The sequence below is a fragment of the Micromonospora sp. NPDC048871 genome, assembly GCF_043198155.1.
Lineage (GTDB): Bacteria > Actinomycetota > Actinomycetes > Mycobacteriales > Micromonosporaceae > Micromonospora.
This window is the reverse complement of the sequence record NZ_JBICUM010000001.1, coordinates 215,182-233,359: the sequence shown is the minus strand read 5'-3', so window position 1 is coordinate 233,359 and position 18,178 is coordinate 215,182. Positions and strand designations below refer to the sequence as shown.

Sequence of the window (18,178 nt, the reverse complement as noted above, 5' to 3'; positions counted from 1 at the left end):
CCAATCGTGTCAATTTGCTGCTCATTCGGCGTGTTGTCGCCCGCCACCCCGCCGCGGTCAGGTTGGGGCGGGCTGGCAGCGGGGGCACCAGTAGGTGACCCGTTCGCCCAGTTCCTCCTTGCGGATGGCGGTGCCGCACCGCCGGCACGGCTGGGCCCGCCGCCCGTACACGTAGCTGGTCTTGCCCCGACGAAGTGACCCGGTGGTGCTCTGGGTCCATCGGCCCCGGTTGGCGGCCAGCAAATCGTGCGCCAGGGCTACCAGGCCCGGAAGGTCCGGCACGGCCTCCACCCGGGTACGCGGGTTGACTCCGCGCAGGAACAGCAGCTCGCACTTGTAGAGGTTGCCGACACCGGCCAGGTTGCGCTGGTCCAGCAGGGCCTCCGCGATGCTCTCGGCCGGTCGGTCGGCCAACCGGCGGACCGCCTCGGCCGGGTCCCAGTCCGGCCCCAGCAGGTCGGGGCCGAGGTGCCCGACCAGCCGGTGCTCCTCGGCGGTCGGCACCAGCGTCACCTCGTGCAGGTGGTAGCCGACCGCGGTGGCGGTGGCCGTGGTCAGCACCACCCGGATCAGGTGGGTCGGGCGGGCGGTCCAGCGTTGCCCCGGGGCGTACACCCGCCAGGTGCCGTCCATCCGCAGGTGGGAGTGCAGGGTCCAGGGTGCCCCGCCGGTCGGCTCCGCCAGCCGGAGCAGCAGGTGCTTGCCGCGGCTGGCGCAGTCGGTCACCCGCCAGTCGGTCAGGTCGGTGGTGGCCAACCGGGGCACCCGGAAGTCGCTGCCGGTCAGCCGAGCTCCGGTGAGGGTGCGAGCCAGGAGACGGGCGGTGTTCCACACGGTGTCACCCTCGGGCATCCCGCCATTATCCCCCCTTTCGAGCGCAATTCACGTGTATCGCTATCTGTAGCGCACTTCTCATCGCTGTGCCGATCTGGGCAGGATTAGCCAACTACATGGAGGATTGACATGAATTCTCTCCGTATTCCGTTCCTCTCGATGGCCCTGGCCACCCTGCTGGCGGTGACCCTGCACCCGACACCCGCCTCCGCCGCCCGTACCGACCGGTGGCAGGTGGACCTGTCCGTCGTGGACGCCGACGACGTCAACGTCCGGCACACCCGGGCCGGTCTGCGACTGGCCGATGCCCGCCCACCCACGGCCCCGGGGCGGCACAGCCTCGTCGCCGAGGGAATGCTGGTGACCCCCGCCCGTACCCTGGCCGCCCCGGCCACCCGGGTCCGGGCCGAGGTCACCGCCACGGTCAGGCCGGGGGCCGCCGCTACGGTCCAGGTCCGAGGGTGGCGGACCGGCGGCTGGACCGAGTGGCGTGCGGCCGGCCCGGCCGCCGTCTTCGACGGCCCGGTCACTCGGGTGCAGACCCGGGTGACGCTCACCGCCAGCCGGTCCGGCGCGAGCGCCCAGGTCCGGTCCGTCCGGCTCACCGCCGACGAGGTCCCCACCATCACCGCGGCCACCCCCGGCCTCACCTTCCGGGTGTTCGCCACCCGGATCGGTCTGGTCGGCAACACGACCGCGAACGGGCACGTCATCGTGCCCGGTGACCACTTCGTGGCCCTGCCCTCCGGGCGCAGCCTGTCGCCCCGCAACAGCGGGGACTACACCGTCCGGGTCTGCACCACTCCCGGCAGCCGATGCGAGTACGCCCCGGTCTGGGACATCGGCCCGTGGAACACCCGCGACGACTACTGGAACATCAGCGGGGTGCGGGAGAACTGGAAGGATCTGCCGCAGGGTCGACCGGAGGCCCAGGCCGCCTACCAGTCCGGCTACAACGGCGGGCGGGACCAGTTCGGACGGGTGGTGCTCAACCCGGCCGGCATCGACCTGGCCGACGGGACCTTCTTCGACGGGCTGCAACTGACCACGAACGCCTGGGTCGACGTGGCCTACCTGTGGACGGGTACCGGCACCCGGGGGGTGGTCGGAGACGGTCCGCTGAACATCCGCACCGGCCCGGGCACCAACTACGCCACCCGGGGCCTGGCGGCCCAGTACGCCAGCGTGCCGATCGAGTGTTACGTGACCGGGCAGACCGTGACCGGCCCGTACCGCACCACCAACCGGTGGAATCGACTGGCCAGCGGGCAGTTCGTCAGCCACGCGTACATCTCGGCGGTCTGGGGCGGCGCGGTGCCGGTCTGCTGAGGGCCGGATCGGGTCGGGGTCGGAGCACCCCGGCCCGGCCGGGTCAGGGCAGTTCCTCGGGCCGAGGGGGGCGTACCGAATCCTGGTAGCGGGGGTGGCAGGCGCCGTAGACGGCGAAGTTGAGCCGGGCCATGGTCAGGCTCAGCTCCCCGTTGGGACCGCCCCGCACCACCTCGGCGTCGGCGTCGGCCTGGCCGTCGTCGGTCCAGAAACACACCGGACAGGTGCCGCCGCCGGTACGCGACGCGCAGCAGGGACAGGCGGCAGGCACCCAGCGATCTTCCACTCCGACAGCCTTCCACAATGGAGGTTTCGTGCGTGTGGCGCCGGACCGGTCAGCAGTCGGCGAGCCCATCGACCCGCAGCAGCGTACCGGCAGCGACACCGAGCACCTCGGCCGCCCGGCCACCGTTGGTCGACAGGGCGACCCGACCGGCCGAGTCCGGGTGCGCCACCAGGGCACCGGGCGAAGCGTCCCCAAAGGTACGACCATGCACCGCGACCCGCTCCCAGGTCTGCTCGCCGACCGGGCGGATCCGGACCCGGGCCGGCAGGGCCAGCAGCAGGTCGGCCGGGGCGGCCAGTTGGAGGTTGCCGAAGTGGTCGACCGTCAACACCTCGGCGGTGAAGCCGTCCGGACGTACCTCGACCACCGGCTCGGGCAGCCGGATCAGGGTAGACACCTCGACGGCCGGACCGGCCTCGGACAACGGGGCGCCGGAGGCCAACCGGGCCGCGACCGGAGCGAAGACGTCCCGCCCGTGGAAGGTGGCCGACACCCGCTGCGCCAGCCACCGCGGGTTGGTCAACTCCACCGCCTCGGTGACCCCGCCGAGCGCGGTGGCCGCGTCGATCAGCAGCCCGTTGTCCGGCCCGACCAGCAGGCCACCGGGGGTGGCCAGGGCGATGCCCCGGCGGGCCGTGCCCACCCCCGGGTCGACCACCGCCACGTGCACCCCGACCGGCAGGTACGGCACGGTCTGCGCGAGCACGGCCGCACCCCGACGGATGTCGCCCGGTGGCACCAGGTGGGTCACGTCGATCACCCGGAGGCTCGGGGCCAGCCGGGCGATCACCCCGTGGCAGGCCGCCACGAAGCCGTCGGCCAGGCCGTAGTCGGTGGTCAGGGAGACGATCTGGGTCGACCCGGTGAGGTGCGCACTGCTGGTCACGGCATCGGATGGTACGTCCGCCCACCGGCACCGGTGCCAGGACGGCCACCTGCCGGATAGGTGACAGGTGCACTGGCCGACCGGCCACTGCACGGTCTGGGCCGAGTTGGGCAGACTGCCAGGAGTGACCCAACGGATGATCCTCCCCGCCGTCGTCCTGCTCACGGCCGCTGTCGCGCTGACCGGCTGCGGCGGTGACCCGGATCGGCCGTCCACGGCCGCCCCGGCGCCGTCCACCTCCCTACCGGCGGCCACCCCGGCCGTACCGACGCCCTCCTCGGCCGAACCGGCCACCTCGGCCGCCGCCCCGGAGCCCGCCACCACAGCGAGCGCCGCCGTCCCACCGGCCCCGCCCGCGCCGCCGGAGGCCAAGCCCGGGCCGGACAGCACCTCCCCCCGGCTGCCGCTGAGCCCACCGCCGGTGGAGCTGCCGCCCCGCCAGCCGGGGGCACCCAGCGCCCGGGAGGTCGTAGCGGCCTTCCGCAAGGCCGGCCTGAAGGTCGCCAACTCGCGCAACCGCTCGGTCGAGTGCGGGCCGGACGGTCTGGGACTGGGCTGCTCCGAGCTGATCGTCACGGACAACATCGGGGTGTACGTCTTCCCCGACGAGGGCAGCGCCATCGACATGGCCGAACTGTGGAGCGGGGCCTCCCACCGCCGGGGCACCATCGTGCTCAACTACCTGGAGGGGCCGACCCCGAAGGCCGACCGACCCCGCTACGAGAAGGTCCTAGCCGACCTGCACTGAGCGAGCGGCGCGGTCGGGCACCGTGCGGGGTGGTCGGCAGGATCAGGCGCGCAGGCGCAGACCGCGGGGGGTGGCCCGGAAACCGGCGGCGGTGAGGGCGTCGCTCAGCGCGGAGGAGCGCACCGACTGGCCGTCGGCCCGCTCCACCGAGATCGGCCCCAACGCGCCGGAGGCCACCGCACCGGCCAGGGCCTTACCGGCGGCGGCCAGGGCCTCCGGGTCGTCGGTGTAGGAGAGCAGGGTCCGCCCGCCCCGCTCCACGTAGAGCACCAGGTCACCGGCGACCAGCACGACCAGGGCGCCGGCCTTGCGCCCGGCCCGGTGGCCGGTGCCCGGTGTGGCCGCGTCGCCGGAGTCGACCACCCGGTCCGGCCAGGGCAACGCCGCGCCGTACGGGTTGGCCGGATCGGTGGCGGCCAGCACCAGGGCCGGGCCACCGGGAGTCTTCGGGGCGTCCAGCGGCTCGGCCAGGGCGCGGATCCGGTCCACCGCCCCGGGCACGGCGAACTGTGCCGCGCCCAGCCCGTCGACGAAGTAGCCACGTCGGGCGGCGCCGCGTTCCTCCATGGCGGCCAGCACCGGATAGACCGCCGCGAAGCCGCCGGCCACCTGCTCGGCCACGACCGCCCCCCGGGTCAGCACACCGTGTCGTTCCAGCAGCACGTCGGCCAGGGCCGCGGCCCGTCGGGTCGGATCGGTGTCCCGTTCGGGCAACCGGGACCAGCGGCCGGCCACCGTCGGCGGGCCGCCCCGGCTGGGCAGGGCCACCCGCCCCGGACGCCGGTAGCGACTGCGGGCCGCGGTAGGTCGGGCCCGGTGCGCGCCGCCCCCACCGAGGGCCGCCCGCAGGGGGGCCAGGGTGTCGTTGGTCAGGTGCCCGGCCCAGACCAGATCCCAGAGGACTCCGGTCAGCTCGGCGTCGTCGGTGGCACCGACCCGGTCGGCCAGCGCCCGGAAGAACAACGCCTGCCCCTCGCCGAGGGCGTCCAGCACGGCCTCGTGCAAGGGGGTACGGGCCAGAGTCTCGTCCGGCATCGGGAGCAGCAGCGGTGCCAGGTCGGCGTAGGCCAGGCTGACCCAGCCGTCCCCGCCGGAGATCGCCCCGGCACCGGCCCACAGCACCTCGCCGCTGGCGCAGAGTTCGTCGAGCAGGGCGGGGGAGTAGTCGGCCACCCGGGCCGGGAGCACCAACCGTTCCAGTGCCGAGGCGGGCACGGACATCCCCTGCAACTGCTCCACGACGGCGGCCACCGCCTCCACCCCCCGGGCCGAGGAGCCGACCTGCTGCCACCGGGGCAGGAAGGTGGCCAGCGCCCGGGGCGGCACCGGCTCGATCTCCCGGCGCAGCGCGGCCAGGGATCGGCGGCGCAGCAGCCGCAGCACCTCGGCGTCACACCACTGGGTGCCGACGCTTTCCGGGGTGAACTCGCCGGAGACCACCCGCCCGGTGGCGGCCAGGCGGCGCAGCGCCTGCTCCACCACGAAGACCCCCAACCCGAACCGGGCCGCGCAGCTGGCCGCCGCGAACGGGCCGTGGGTCCGGGCGTACCGGGCCACCAGGTCGCCCAGCGGGTCGGCCACCGGTTCGAGGTACGCCTGGGCCACCCCCACCGGCAGGGCCACCCCCAGGGCGTCGCGCAGCCGACCGGCGTCCTCCACGACCACCCAACGGTCCTGCCCGGCGATGCGTACCGGCAGCACCCGGCGGCTGGCCGTCAGCTCGGTAAGCCAGTCCAGCGGCACCCCACGCTCGGCCAGCTCCCCGGTGCTCAGGTCGCCGAGCTGGCGCAGCAACTCGACCACGTCCTCCGCGTCGCGGGGCCGGCGCTGGGGAGTCAACCAGCGCAGTTGCCGCTCGGACTCGGCCAGCACCACCGGGTCCAGCAACTCGCGCAGGTCCACCCGGCCCAGCAGCTCACCCAGCAGGGCGGAGTCCAGGGCCAGGGCGGCGGCCCGCCGCTCGGCCAGCGGGGCGTCGCCCTCGTAGAGGAAGGCGCCGACGTACCCGAAGAGCAGGGACCGGGCGAACGGTGAGGGCCGGGGGGTCTCCACCTCGACCAGCCGGACCCGGCGGCCGGCCAGGTCGCGCATCACCTCAACCAGGGCGGGTACGTCGAACACATCCTGCAGGCACTCCCGGGCCGCCTCCAGGGTGACCGGGAAATCGGCGTACTCGCGGGCCACGTCGAGCAGTTGGGCGGCGCGTTGCCGCTGCTGCCACAGCGGCTGCCGGCGGCGGGGGTCACGGCGGGGCAGCAACAGCGAGCGGGCGGCGCACTCCCGGAACCGGGCGGCGAACAGTGCCGAGGAGCCGACGGACTCCTCCACCAGCTGGGCGATCTCCTCGGGGTCGAAGGCCACCACGTCGGCGCCGGGCGGGCTGTCGGCGGTGTCCGGCAGCCGTACGACGATCCCGTCGTCGGAGGGCAGGACCTGGGCGTCCATCCCGTAGCGTTCGGCGAGTCGACGGGCTAGGGCCAGGGCCCAGGGCGCGTTGACCCGGGCCCCGAGCACACTGTGCACGGCCAGTCGCCAGTCGCCCAGCTCGTCGCGGAACCGCTCGACCACGACCGTCCGGTCATCCGGCAGGGAGCGGGTGGCGGCCTGCTGTTCGCGCAGGTAGGCCAGTAGGTTCCCGGCAGCCCAGTCGTCCAGCCCGGCGGCCCGCAGCGCGGCGGTGGCCTCCTCGTCGCCCTTGCGCAGCAGGGTCCGGATCCGCGCCCCGATCGCCCGGCCCAGTTCCACCGGGCGGCCCGGCTGGTCGCCCTTCCAGAACGGCATCTTGGCGGCCTGCCCGGGGGCGGGGGAGACCAGCACCCGATCCGGGGTGATCTCCTCGATCCGCCAGGAGGAGGAGCCGAGCAGGAAGACGTCGCCCACCCGGGACTCGTAGACCATCTCCTCGTCCAGTTCGCCGACCCGGGCGGCGCGTTCCGCCCCGGCCAGGAAGACGCCGAACAGTCCCCGGTCCGGAATGGTGCCGCCGCTGGTCACCGCCAGCCGCTGGGCCCCCGGGCGGCCGGTCAGCACATCGGTGGCGCGATCCCAGACCAGCCGGGGACGCAACTCCGCGAAGGCGGTAGAGGGATAGCGCCCGGAGAGCATGTCCAGTACGGCGTGCAGGGCCGAGTCGGGCAACTCGGCGAAGGGCGCCGCCCGGCGGACCACGGCCGCCAGGTCCTCGACCCGCCACTCGTCCAGGGCGACCATCGCGACGATCTGCTGGGCGAGCACGTCCAGCGGGTTGCGGGGATGGTGCAGTTCCTCGATCCGGGCCTCGCTCATCCGCTCGGCCACCACCGCGCAGGAGAGCAGATCCCCCCGGTGCTTGGGCAGCACCACCCCCCGCGACACCGCGCCTACCTGGTGCCCGGCCCGGCCCACCCGCTGGAGACCGGCGGCCACGCTCGGCGGTGCCTCGATCTGCACCACCAGGTCGACCGAGCCCATGTCGATGCCGAGTTCCAGGCTGGAGGTGGCCACCACCGCGGGCAGTTGACCTGCCTTGAGTGACTCCTCGATGTGCCGGCGTTCCTCCCGGGAGACACTGCCGTGGTGGGCCCGGGCGATCACCGGCAGGGCCCCGGCCATCGCACCGGCCTGAGCCATGATCCGCGCCGGGGTGGCGGTGACCCCGGTGGGCCGTGCCGTCGGCGACTCCTGGGGGGACTCCTCGGCGGCCAGCTCGTTGAGGCGGGCGCAGAGTCGCTCGGCGCTGCGCCGGGAGTTGGTGAACACGATCGTGGAACGGTGTGCCTGGATCAGGGCGTACACCCGTTCCTCCAGGGCGGGCCAGATCGAGGCGGTGCGCGGGCCGTCCAGCCCCTCCTCGGGGCCGGGTTGCTCGTCCAGGCGGGTCATGTCCTCCACCGGCACCTGGACGCTGACCTCGATGGTCTTGGCGGTGGTCGGGGCGACCACCTCGACCGGTCGGGAACCGCCGAGGAACCGGGCGCACTCCTCGATCGGTCGAACGGTCGCGGAGAGCCCGATCCGCTGCGCCGCCGCCGGCAACAGTTCGTCCAGCCGCTCCAGGGAGAGCGCCAGGTGGGCCCCGCGCTTGGTGCCGGCCACCGCGTGCACCTCGTCCAGGATCACCGTCTGCACCCCGCGCAGCGAGTCGCGGGCCGCGGAGGTCAACAACAGGAACAGCGATTCCGGGGTGGTGATCAGGATGTCCGGTGGGGTACGGGCGAAGGCCCGGCGCTCGTCCGCCGGGGTGTCGCCGGTACGCATCCCTACGGTGATCTCCGGCGGGGGCAGCCCGAGCCGGCTGGCGGCCTGTCGGATGCCGGCCAGGGGGGCCCGGAGATTACGTTCGACGTCCACCGCCAGGGCCTTCAGGGGGCTGACGTAGAGCACCCGGCACCGGTGCCGGGGTTCGGCCGGGGCGGGGTCGCGGGCCAGCCGGTCCAGGGACCAGAGGAAGGCGGCCAGGGTCTTGCCGGAGCCGGTCGGCGCCACCACCAGGGCGTTGCGTCCGGCGGCGACCGCGGCCCAGGCACCGGCCTGGGCTGCCGTAGGTGCCTCGAAGGCGGCGCTGAACCATTCCCGGGTGGCCGCACCGAACCGGGAGAGGGTCGCCCCACCGGTCGGGGCCGCACTTGATGGTGCCACCAGCCCATCCTGCCCCGGACCCTGGAGGTCCGCCGACCCGAACCCCTGGTGGGTTATTGGGCAGTTAAGGCTTTAGTCGCTGTCTGAGCGCTTAATCCGTTAAGTCTTACTTAACTGCTTGCTTAGGTCAGGCAACATAAAGTAACTTCACCCGCGGTGTGCTGATGGGTGAGGAGATCGGATGGCCGTCGAGCAGCGGGGCCCAGGGACCTCCGGCACCGATGTCCTGATTCGCAAGGTCGACAGTCGGGTGGTGGCCCTGCGCGCCGGGCTGCGCGGAGCCGACCTGGAGTTGGCCGAGCGGCTGGCCGACTGCCTGCGGGAGTTGGTCCTCGTCACCGCACAGGCCAGCGCGGCCGACCGGGCCCAGGTGCGGGTCGCCGTGCACTACTTCGTACTGCGCCGGGAGAGCCGGGGCCGACTGCTGTCCGTGCGCTCCCTGACCGCCACCCAGCGGCTGGTCAACAAGGTGGCCCGGCGGATCGGCCGACCGGACCTGATGGTGGACCCCCGTCCCGGGCGCGACCCGGTCCCACCGGCCCCTCACCGCTGATCCGGCACCGACCCGGGGGCCGGGGTGATGCCCTGGCCAGACCGAAGGTGAATATGGGGCTTTTTCGGCGAACTAGCCCATTGGTGTCCTGAACTGTCGTCTGATCCTTATCAGGCGCCAGGCACCCGACACGGGCGCCGCTGCCCCACCTCGACCGGGAGCGCGCGTGCTCGTACTGCTGACCCTGCACCTCGCGGCGGCCATCACGGCGCCGCTGCTGGTGCGCCGCTGGGGTCCCCGCGCCTGCTACCCCCTGGCCCTGGCCCCGGCCACCGCCTTCGGCTGGGCGCTGGTGCAGACCCCGCAGGTGGCGCACGGCGGGGCGGTCGTCGAGACGTACCGGTGGATTCCGCAGTTGGGGTTGGAGCTGGCCTTTCGGATCACCACCCTGTCCTGGCTGATGGCCCTGCTGGTCGGCGGGGTCGGGGCGATGGTGCTGATCTACAGCGCCCGCTACCTGCCACCGGAGGCCGTGGGCACCGCCCAGTACGCCGGCGTCATGGTCGGCTTCGCCGGGGCGATGCTGGGCCTGGTCTTCGCGGACGACCTGCTGCTGCTCTATGTCTGCTGGGAACTGACCACGGTCCTGTCGTACCTGCTGATCGGGCACAGCACCGAGCGGCGCTCCGCCCGCTGGGCGGCCGGTCAGGCGCTGATGGTGACCAGCCTGGGCGGCCTGGCCATGCTCGTCGGATTCATCATGCTCGGCCACCACGGCGGCACCTACCGGTGGTCCGAGCTGGCCGAGCGGCCGTTGCCCGGTGGCGCGTACCTGGTCGTCGCCGTGCTGCTGATCCTGCTGGGCGCCCTGTCCAAGTCGGCGCTGCTGCCGTTCACCTCGTGGCTGCCGGTGGCGATGGCGGCACCGACCCCGGTGAGCGCGTACCTGCACGCGGCGGCCATGGTGAAGGCGGGCATCTATCTGCTCGGTCTGCTGGCCCCGGTGCTGGCCGGGGTGGGGCCCTGGCGCCCGGTGGTGCTGATCTGCGGCCTGGCCACCATGGTGCTCGGCGGCTGGGCGGCGCTGCGCCAGAACGACCTGAAACTGCTGCTGGCGTACGGCACGGTGAGCCAACTGGGTCTGCTTGCGGTGGCCGTCGGGGTGGGCACCGCGGACGCCGCCCTGGCCGGTCTGGCGATGCTGGCCGCGCACGCGTTGTTCAAGGCGACCCTGTTCCTCGTGGTCGGGGTGATCGACCACGGCGCGGGCACCCGGGACCTGCGGCGCCTGTCCGGGCTGGGAAGGTCCGCACCGGTGCTGGCCGGGGTGGCCCTGCTCGCGGCCGCCTCGATGGCCGGGGTGCCACCCCTGCTCGGCTACGTGGCCAAGGAGGCGATCTTCGCCGCCTTCACCGACCGCCCGGTGGTGCTGACCGTGCTGGTCCTCGGCACGGTCCTCACGGTCGCCTACAGCCTGCGCTTCCTCTGGGGGGCCTTCGGCACCCGCCCGCAGACCCCGCCGACCACCCTGGGGCCGATCCCCTCGGCGATGCTGCTGCCCCCGGCCGCCCTGGCCCTGGCCGGGCTGGTCGCCGGTACGGCTGCCGGTCCGGTCGACCACCTGCTGCGGCCGTACGCGGAAATCCTGGGGCCTCTGCACGGGCACCTGGCCCTGTGGCCGGGCCTCAACCTGGCCCTCGGGCTCTCCGCGCTGGCCCTGGCCGGCGGGGCGGTGCTGTTCCTCGCGCGCCGTCCGCTGGCCCCCGTGCTGGCCTGGCTCCGCGCCCCGGTCGGCGGCCGACAGGGGTACGAGTGGGTCACCCACCGCTTCGACCGGATCGCCGTCGACGTCACCAGCGTCACCCAGCGGGGTTCCCTGCCCCAGTACCTGGGCCTGATCCTGCTGGTGTTGGCCGCCGTCCCCGGTGGTGTGCTGCTGACGATCCGGCCCTGGCAGCAGCCGATCGCGCCGTGGGTTACCCCGGTCCAGCCGGTGGTCCTGCTGGTGATCAGTGTGGCCGCCCTGCTGGCCGTGGGGGCTCGTCGCCGGATGACCGCGATGCTGCTGGTCGGGGTGACCGGCTACGGCACCGCGATGCTCTTCGTCCTCCACGGGGCACCCGACCTGGCACTGACCCAGTTCCTGGTGGAGACCGTGACCATCGCGGTCTTCGTGCTGGTGCTGCGCCGCCTGCCGCGCCGGTTCTCCGTCCGGCCACTGTGGAGCAGTCGGTGGCTGCGACGGACGGTCGGGGTGATCGTGGGGGTGACCGTCGCCGGACTGGCCGTCGCCGCCGCCACCGCCCGCCAGGCCCGCAGCATCTCGGAGGACTTCGCCCAACTCGCCGTCGAGCAGGGACACGGTCGCAACGTGGTGAACGTGACCCTGGTCGACATCCGGGCCTGGGACACCCTGGGTGAGCTGTCCGTGCTGGTGGTCGCCGCGACCGGGGTGGCCAGTCTGGTCTTCGAACGCTCCCGCACCGGTCCCCGCCCCCGTCGGCTGGACCTCGACCGTCGGGAGGTGGTCGCCGGGCGGCCGGTCTGGCTGCGCGGGGGTGTCACCCTGCGGGAACGCAACCGCTCCCTGGTGCTGGAGGTGATCACCCGGCTGATCTTCCACACCGCGGTGCTGTTCTCGTTCTATCTGCTGTTCTCCGGCCACAACGCGCCCGGTGGCGGCTTCGCCGGCGGGTTGGTCGCCAGCCTGGCCCTGACCATGCGGTATCTGGCCGGTGGGCGGTACGAACTGGCCGAGGCCGCCCCGGTCAGCGCCGGCACCGTGCTCGGGGCCGGACTGGCCGTGGCGGTCGGCTCCGCGATGGTCACCCTGCTGGACGGGGGAGCCGCGCTGAGCAGCGCCAAGGTCGACTTCTGGCTGCCGCTGGTCGGCGACTTCTACCTGGTCACCTCGCTCTTCTTCGACATCGGGGTCTACCTGGTGGTGATCGGGTTGGCGTTGGACGTGCTGCGCAGTCTCGGCGCCGAGGTCGACCGCAACATCGAGGCGTCCGGCGGGTTCACCGGTGGGCTGGCCGTCCAACGTCGGGGAGGGCCCAGGTGACCGGTACCGGCGCCAACCTGGTGTCCTTCATCGCGATCGGGATCCTCGTGGGTTGCGGGGTGACCCTGCTGCTGGAACGCAGCCTGAGTCGCATCCTGCTCGGGGTCATCATGATCAGCAACGGGATCAACCTGCTCATCATCTTCGGTGGCCGCCCCGGCGGGGCCCCGGTGGTCGGGGTCACCGACCCGGCCGCGATGAGCGACCCCCTGCCGCAGGCCATGGTGCTGACCGCCATCGTGATCACCTTCGGGTTCACCGCCTTCCTGCTGGCCGTCAGCTACCGCAGCTGGTACCTGGACGGCGACGACGAGGTGCCCGACGACATCGAGGACCAGCGGATCAAGCACCGCGCCGCCCGCAAGGAGGTCTCGACCGTCGACCTCAGCGAGGAACCGCCGGAGGCCGACCCCGAACAACTCGACGCGCCGGCACCCCGGCGACGCCGGAAGGGGCCCGGATGAACCGACCCCTGCCGGGCGAGAGCGAGGGCCGGCGATGAACACCCTCGTACCGCTGCCGGTGCTGCTGCCGTTGCTGGGGGCGGCCCTGACCCTGCTGCTGGCGAACCGGCCGGTGCCGCAGCGCCTGGTCAGCGTCAACTGCCTGGGCGCCACCCTGCTGGTGGCGGTACTGCTGCTGGTGCGGTCCTACCGGCACGGACCACTGGTCGTCGAGATCGGTGCCTGGCCCGCACCGGTCGGCATCGTGCTGGTGGCCGACCAACTGGCCGCGCTGATGCTCGTCGTCTCCTCCGCGGTGACCCTGTGCGTCCTGCTCTACTCCATCGGCCAGGGACAGGGGGAGACCGGCGAGAGCGCCCCGCTGGCCATCTTCCACCCCACCTATCTGGTGCTGACCGCAGGCGTGACCAACGCCTTCCTCGCCGGTGACCTGTTCAACCTGTACGTCGGCTTCGAGATGCTGCTCGCCGCGAGCTTCGTCCTGATCACCCTGAACGGCACCCGGCTGCGCATCCGTACCGGCTCCACCTACGTGGTGGTCAACGTCCTGGCCTCGATGATCTTCCTGATCTCGGTGGGTCTGGTGTACGCGGCGACCGGCACCCTCAACCTGGCCCAGCTCGCCGCCCGACTGGACGCCCTGCCCGACGGGGTCCGACTGAGCCTGCAACTGATGCTGCTGCTGGCCTTCGGCATCAAGGCGGCGGTCTTCCCCCTGTCGGCCTGGTTGCCCGACAGCTACCCCACCGCCCCGGCCCCGGTCACCGCCGTCTTCGCCGGACTGCTCACCAAGGTCGGGGTGTACGCGATCATCCGGACCCAGACCCTGCTCTTCCCCGGCGACCAGGCGGGCACCCTGCTGCTGGTGGTGGCCGGGCTGACCATGCTGGTCGGCATCCTCGGCGCGGTGGCCCAGTCGGACATGAAACGACTCTTCTCCTTCACCCTGGTCAGCCACATCGGGTACATGATCTTCGGGGTCGGGCTCAGCACGGTCGCCGGACTCGTCGGGGCGATCTTCTACGTGGTGCACCACATCACCATCCAGACCACCCTCTTCCTGGTCGCCGGCCTGGTCGAACAACGCACCGGCAGTACCGATCTGCGTCGGCTCGGGGGAGTGGCCCGGGTGGCGCCCCTGCTCGGGCTGCTCTTCTTCGTCTCGGCCATGAACCTCGCCGGCATCCCGCCCTTCTCCGGCTTCCTCGGCAAACTCGGGCTGCTCCAGGCCGGGGTGGCCGTCGGCGGGGCGCTGCCCTGGACCCTGGTCGCGGTCGGCACGGTGACCAGCCTGCTGACCCTCTATGTGGCCAGCCGGGTGTGGAGCCTGGCGTTCTGGCGGGCCCCCTGCGAGACCGTCCACCCGAGCGGCCCGCTGCCCGGTCTGACGGTCGGTGCCACCACCGCCCTGGTGGTCCTGGGAGTGGCCCTGACCGTGGTCGCGGGACCCCTGTTCGAGGTGACCCGGGGGGCGGCGGTCGACCTGCGGGAACGGACCCCGTACATCCAGGCCGTCCTGCCGGGTGGGCCGCCGTGACCGGGCCGGGGGCGGCGAGGCCGCAGGGGGCACCGGCCGGGCGGGGGCGCCGACGGGACCGACTGATCGCGGTGGGCTGGCTGGTGCTGGCCTGGAACCTGTTCTGGGGCGACTTCAGCTGGGGGAACCTGCTGGGCGGCCTGCTGGTGGCCGCCGCGGTGCTGCTGTTCTTCCCGTTGCCGCCGGTGACCTTCGGTGGCCGGCTGCGGCTGCCCGGCCTGCTGGTGTTCGGGGTGCGGTTCGTCGCCGAACTGGTCCGGGCCAGCCTGCATGTGGCCCGGATCGCGGTGCAGCCCGGCTATGTGCCCCGGTCGGCCATCGTGGCGGTCCGGCTGCGGGTGCCCACCGACCTCAACCTGGCGCTCACCGCCGAGGTGCTTTCTCTCGTACCGGGCACCTTGATCGTGGAGACGGACCGGGAGGCCGCCGTTCTCTACGTGCACGTGCTCGACGTGCACGGCCCGGCGGACCTCGTCGCCGCCCGCAAGCAGATCCGCATCGTGGAGCGGCGGATCGTCGCGGCGGTCGGTTCGGACGCCGAACTGCGTCAGGTGCGCTCCGTTCCCGTAGACAAGGAGTCCTGGTGAACTTCGTCCTGGTCCTGGTGATCGCCGGTCTGCTGTCAGTGACCGCCCTGCTAGCCCTGGTGCGGCTCTACCGGGGGCCCTCACTGCTGGACCGGGTGGTCGCCGCCGACATGCTGCTGGCCACGATGGTCAGCGCGGTGGGCGCGGAGGCGGCGCTCAACCGACATGCCAGCACCCTGCCCGTACTGGTGGTGCTGGGGCTGCTCGGCTTCGTCGGCTCGGTCTCCCTGGCCCGCTTCGCCGTCCGGGACCAGCCGTGACACCGCCACTCGCCGGTCCAACCGAAGCGGTGTCCGGCCCGGTCGGGGCGGTGCCGGCCCTCGACTGGAGCCCCACCCTGGCGGAGGTGGCCGACTGGCTGGGTGCCGCCAGCCTGGTCGCCGGGGCCCTGCTGAGCCTGGCCGCCGCCATCGGGGTGCTGCGGTTTCCCGACACCCTCAGCCGGATGCACGCCGCCACCAAGCCGCAGGTGCTGGGGGTGCTGTTGCTGCTGCTCGGGGTGGCGCTGCGGTTGCGTACCCCCGCTGATCTCGGCATGGTCGCCCTGGTCGGAGTCTTCCAACTGGCCACCGCCCCGGTCGCCGCCCAGATGGTGGGTCGGGCGGCCTACCGCACCGGCCGGCTGAATCGGGACCTGCTCGACGCCGACGAACTGGCCGACCGGTGAGGTGACCGGAGGGGCTACTGAGCAAGCTGACACCTGCGGTGACGACGCCTGCGGAGGTGGCGACGATGGGGCGCGCGCCACACCGCCGCGAGGCACGCGGTGCAGCCTCAGCTACCGGCCGGATTCGGCCGGTAGAATGGCTCGCATGATCGACTCTTCTGCCCAGGAGGGCAGCAGTAGCCAGCCGGGTAAGCCCCGGCATTCCCCTGACCCGACGACCCCGGGAGCCCTGAGCGTCCCGTGTTGATCCTCGTTGGGCTTCTTCTGATCATCGTTCTGACCGTCGCGACGGGTTACTTCGTCGCGCAGGAATTCGGCTATGTCGCCGTGGACCGGGGCAAGCTCAAGCAACGCGCCGCCGAGGGGGACCAGGCTTCCGCCCGGGCCCTGGAGGTGACCGCGCGGCTGTCGTTCATGCTCTCCGGTGCCCAGCTCGGCATCACCGTCACCGCCCTGCTGGTCGGTTACGTCGCCGAACCGTTCCTCGGTGCCGGCCTGGCCGAGCTGCTCGGGCTGGCCGGGGTCTCCAGCAGCGTGACCCTGCCGCTCTCCGTCGTACTGGCCCTGGTCATCGCTACCGTGGTGCAGATGGTGGTGGGCGAGTTGGCCCCGAAGAACCTGGCCATCGCCGAGCCCGAGCCGGTCGCCCGAGCCCTGGCCCGGTCGACCCTGGTCTACATGACCCTCGCCGGGCCGCTGATCAAACTGTTCGACCGGGCCGCGGTGCGGCTGCTGCGGCGCCTCGGTATCGAGCCGATCGAGGAACTGCCCAGCGGCGCCACCCCGGAGGACCTGGAACAGATCATCGCCGAGTCCCGCCTGGAAGGTCACCTGGACGCCGAGACCTCCGCACTGCTCGACCGAGGGCTCGACTTCCGTGAGCTGACCGCGGGCGAGGTCATGGTGCCCCGGGTCGACGTGCACACCGTACGCGCCGACGAGACCATCAGCCGGGTGGTCGAACTGCTCGACACCGGCCGCTCCCGGTTCCCGGTACGGGGTGCCGAGGGGGTGGACGACCTGGTCGGAGTGGTCGGCATCTCCGACGTGCTCCGGGTGCCTCCGGCGCAGCGGGCCACCACCCCGATCAGCGCGGTCGCCGGAGCACCGTTGCTGGTGCCGGAGACCCTGCCCCTGCCGATCGTCCTGGACCGGCTGCGTTCCGGACACCGGCAGTTGGCCTGCGTGGTCGACGAGTACGGCGGCTTCGCCGGGGTGATCACCCTGGAGGACATCGCCGAGGAGCTGGTCGGCCCGATCCGCGACGAGGACGACCCGCCGGAGCGGGCCCCGGCCCGACAGGACGACGGTTCCTGGGTGGTACCGGCGCGCTGGCGCATCGACGAGGTCGCCGACAGCACCGGCATCGCGTTGCCCGAACACCCTGAGTACGACACCCTCTCCGGGCTGGTCATGCGGGAGCTGGGCCGGGTGCCGGAGGTCGGCGATCGACTGGAGATCGGCCTGCCGACCGAGGGTGACAACACCGAGGAGGGCCCGCGGGCCCTGGTCGAGGTGCTCGCGGTCGACCGGCACGTGGCCGACTCGGTCCGCCTGCAACTCGCCGGTGGGCGTGAGGAGGTGAGCGCGTGAGCACCGGATTCGCGCTGATCACCTCGGTGATCCTGCTGGCGCTCAACGGATTCTTCGTCGCCGCCGAGTTCGCGCTGGTGGCCAGCAAGCGCTACCGCCTGGAGCAGGCGGCAGCCGGCGGTGGTCGGGCGGCCAAGGCCGCGCTCGACGGGGTACGCGAACTGTCGCTGATGCTGGCCGGCGCGCAGCTGGGCATCACCCTGTGCACCCTGGGGCTCGGTGCCCTGGCCGAGCCGGCGATCGAACGGCTGTTGGGGCCGCTGCTGCACGCCGTCGGCCTGCCCTCGGGGGCCAGCCACGTGATCGCTCTGATCTTCGCCCTGAGCCTGGTCACCTTCCTGCACCTGGTGGTCGGCGAGATGGCACCGAAGTCCTGGGCGATCACCCATCCGGAGCGGTCCGCGCTGCTGCTGGCCCTGCCCTTCCGGGCCTTCGCCCGGGTGGCCCGGCCGGTGCTGTCCGCGCTCAACGCGGTGGCCAACGCGATGCTGCGGCTGGTCAAGGTCAACCCGCAGGACCAGCTCGCTCAGGTGCACGGCCCGGACGAGCTGCGGATGCTGCTGGAGCAGTCCCGGGAGCACGGCCTGCTCGGTGCCGCCCAGCACGAACTGCTGACCAGCATGCTGGCGTTGCAGGGGACCACGGTGGCCCAGGTGATGGAGCCCTTCGACCGGATGGTGACGGTCCGCCACAACGACCCGGTGGACCGGATCGAGCGGGTCAGCCAGGACAGTGGCCGGTCGCGGCTGGCGGTGCTGGACTCCGCCGGTCAGGTGGTCGGCCTGGTGCACGTACGGGAGGCGGTGCGAGCCGCCGCCGTCCGGCCGGAGGCGACCGCGTCGGATCTGATGAACGAGGCGATCACCCTGCCCGACACGGCGACGGTGAACGAGGCGGTGGCCGTGATGCGGGCCCGCCAGTCGCAGTTGGCCATGGTCCGCAACGGTGCCGGTCCTACCCGGCCGGTCGGGTTCGTCGCCTTGGAGGACCTGCTGGAGGAGGTCATCGGGGAGTTCGACGACGAGACCGACCCGATCCCGCGCGCGATGCGCCGACTCAGGTAAGAGCGGCAC

Annotated in this window: 15 protein-coding genes; 11 read left to right on the top strand and 4 right to left on the bottom strand. The window is 72.7% G+C overall.

Annotated features, from left to right (window positions below):
• Positions 1–57: 57 nt before the first annotated feature.
• Positions 58–852 (bottom strand): DNA-formamidopyrimidine glycosylase family protein, encoded by a 795-nt coding sequence (locus ACGFIK_RS01095; protein ID WP_327022162.1) that lies wholly within the window; start codon positions 850–852, stop codon positions 58–60.
• A gap of 111 nt (positions 853–963) precedes the next feature.
• Here ACGFIK_RS01095 and ACGFIK_RS01090 point away from each other — a divergent pair, with 111 nt between their 5' ends.
• Entirely contained in the window at positions 964–2,163 is a 1,200-nt protein-coding gene (locus ACGFIK_RS01090) for a hypothetical protein (RefSeq protein WP_327022161.1), read from the top strand.
• A 43-nt stretch (positions 2,164–2,206) separates the two neighbouring features.
• On the opposite strand, the gene ACGFIK_RS01085 is transcribed toward ACGFIK_RS01090, so the two are convergent.
• Both ACGFIK_RS01085 and ACGFIK_RS01080 read right to left on the bottom strand, forming a co-directional pair.
• Complete coding sequence (locus tag ACGFIK_RS01085) at positions 2,207–2,434, bottom strand: CPCC family cysteine-rich protein (protein ID WP_327022160.1); 228 nt, start codon at positions 2,432–2,434, stop codon at positions 2,207–2,209.
• A 64-nt stretch (positions 2,435–2,498) separates the two neighbouring features.
• Positions 2,499–3,335 carry an S-adenosyl-l-methionine hydroxide adenosyltransferase family protein gene (locus ACGFIK_RS01080; RefSeq protein ID WP_393337100.1) on the bottom strand — a complete coding sequence of 279 codons (837 nt, stop codon included), beginning with the start codon at positions 3,333–3,335 and terminating at the stop codon, positions 2,499–2,501.
• 67 nt (positions 3,336–3,402) lie between these two features.
• Between ACGFIK_RS01080 and ACGFIK_RS01075 the strand changes: the two genes are divergently transcribed.
• The gene (locus ACGFIK_RS01075; protein ID WP_327022159.1) at positions 3,403–4,083 is read left to right on the top strand and encodes a hypothetical protein; all 681 of its coding nucleotides are present in this window, start codon (positions 3,403–3,405) and stop codon (positions 4,081–4,083) included.
• Between the two features lie 42 nt (positions 4,084–4,125).
• Here the strand turns inward: ACGFIK_RS01075 and ACGFIK_RS01070 are convergent, their stop codons facing one another.
• On the bottom strand, positions 4,126–8,700 hold the full coding sequence (locus ACGFIK_RS01070) for an ATP-dependent helicase (protein WP_327022158.1): 4,575 nt from the start codon (positions 8,698–8,700) through the stop codon (positions 4,126–4,128).
• 181 nt (positions 8,701–8,881) lie between these two features.
• Here ACGFIK_RS01070 and ACGFIK_RS01065 point away from each other — a divergent pair, with 181 nt between their 5' ends.
• From ACGFIK_RS01065 to ACGFIK_RS01025, 9 genes are all read left to right on the top strand, one after another.
• Positions 8,882–9,253: a hypothetical protein gene (locus ACGFIK_RS01065; RefSeq protein ID WP_327022157.1), complete on the top strand. Its 372-nt coding sequence runs from the start codon at positions 8,882–8,884 to the stop codon at positions 9,251–9,253.
• Between the two features lie 166 nt (positions 9,254–9,419).
• Entirely contained in the window at positions 9,420–12,257 is a 2,838-nt protein-coding gene (locus ACGFIK_RS01060) for a Na+/H+ antiporter subunit A (RefSeq protein ID WP_327022156.1), read from the top strand.
• Entirely contained in the window at positions 12,254–12,721 is a 468-nt protein-coding gene (locus ACGFIK_RS01055) for a Na(+)/H(+) antiporter subunit C (RefSeq protein WP_327022155.1), read from the top strand. Before ACGFIK_RS01060 ends, ACGFIK_RS01055 begins: the two co-directional genes overlap by 4 nt.
• Positions 12,722–12,755: 34 nt before the next feature.
• Complete coding sequence (locus ACGFIK_RS01050) at positions 12,756–14,258, top strand: Na+/H+ antiporter subunit D (protein WP_327022154.1); 1,503 nt, start codon at positions 12,756–12,758, stop codon at positions 14,256–14,258.
• Positions 14,255–14,845 (top strand): Na+/H+ antiporter subunit E, encoded by a 591-nt coding sequence (locus ACGFIK_RS01045; RefSeq protein ID WP_327022153.1) that lies wholly within the window; start codon positions 14,255–14,257, stop codon positions 14,843–14,845. Before ACGFIK_RS01050 ends, ACGFIK_RS01045 begins: the two co-directional genes overlap by 4 nt.
• Entirely contained in the window at positions 14,842–15,105 is a 264-nt protein-coding gene (locus tag ACGFIK_RS01040) for a monovalent cation/H+ antiporter complex subunit F (protein WP_327022152.1), read from the top strand. Before ACGFIK_RS01045 ends, ACGFIK_RS01040 begins: the two co-directional genes overlap by 4 nt.
• 77 nt (positions 15,106–15,182) lie before the next feature.
• Positions 15,183–15,512 carry a monovalent cation/H(+) antiporter subunit G gene (gene mnhG / locus ACGFIK_RS01035; protein WP_327027213.1) on the top strand — a complete coding sequence of 110 codons (330 nt, stop codon included), beginning with the start codon at positions 15,183–15,185 and terminating at the stop codon, positions 15,510–15,512.
• Positions 15,513–15,752: 240 nt separating this feature from the next.
• Positions 15,753–17,105 (top strand): hemolysin family protein, encoded by a 1,353-nt coding sequence (locus tag ACGFIK_RS01030; RefSeq protein WP_327022151.1) that lies wholly within the window; start codon positions 15,753–15,755, stop codon positions 17,103–17,105.
• Entirely contained in the window at positions 17,102–18,169 is a 1,068-nt protein-coding gene (locus tag ACGFIK_RS01025) for a hemolysin family protein (RefSeq protein ID WP_327022150.1), read from the top strand. The genes ACGFIK_RS01030 and ACGFIK_RS01025 overlap by 4 nt, the downstream gene beginning before the upstream one ends.
• Positions 18,170–18,178: the final 9 nt, after the last annotated feature.

Excerpts from the sequence above, each read along its gene's own strand:
- ACGFIK_RS01090 (WP_327022161.1), top strand. The coding sequence starts at position 964 with ATGAATTCTCTCCGTATTCCGTTCCTCTCGATGGCCCTGGCCACCCTG.
- ACGFIK_RS01095 (WP_327022162.1), bottom strand. The coding sequence starts at position 852 with ATGCCCGAGGGTGACACCGTGTGGAACACCGCCCGTCTCCTGGCTCGC.
- ACGFIK_RS01050 (WP_327022154.1), top strand. The coding sequence starts at position 12,756 with ATGAACACCCTCGTACCGCTGCCGGTGCTGCTGCCGTTGCTGGGGGCG.
- ACGFIK_RS01065 (WP_327022157.1), top strand. The coding sequence starts at position 8,882 with ATGGCCGTCGAGCAGCGGGGCCCAGGGACCTCCGGCACCGATGTCCTG.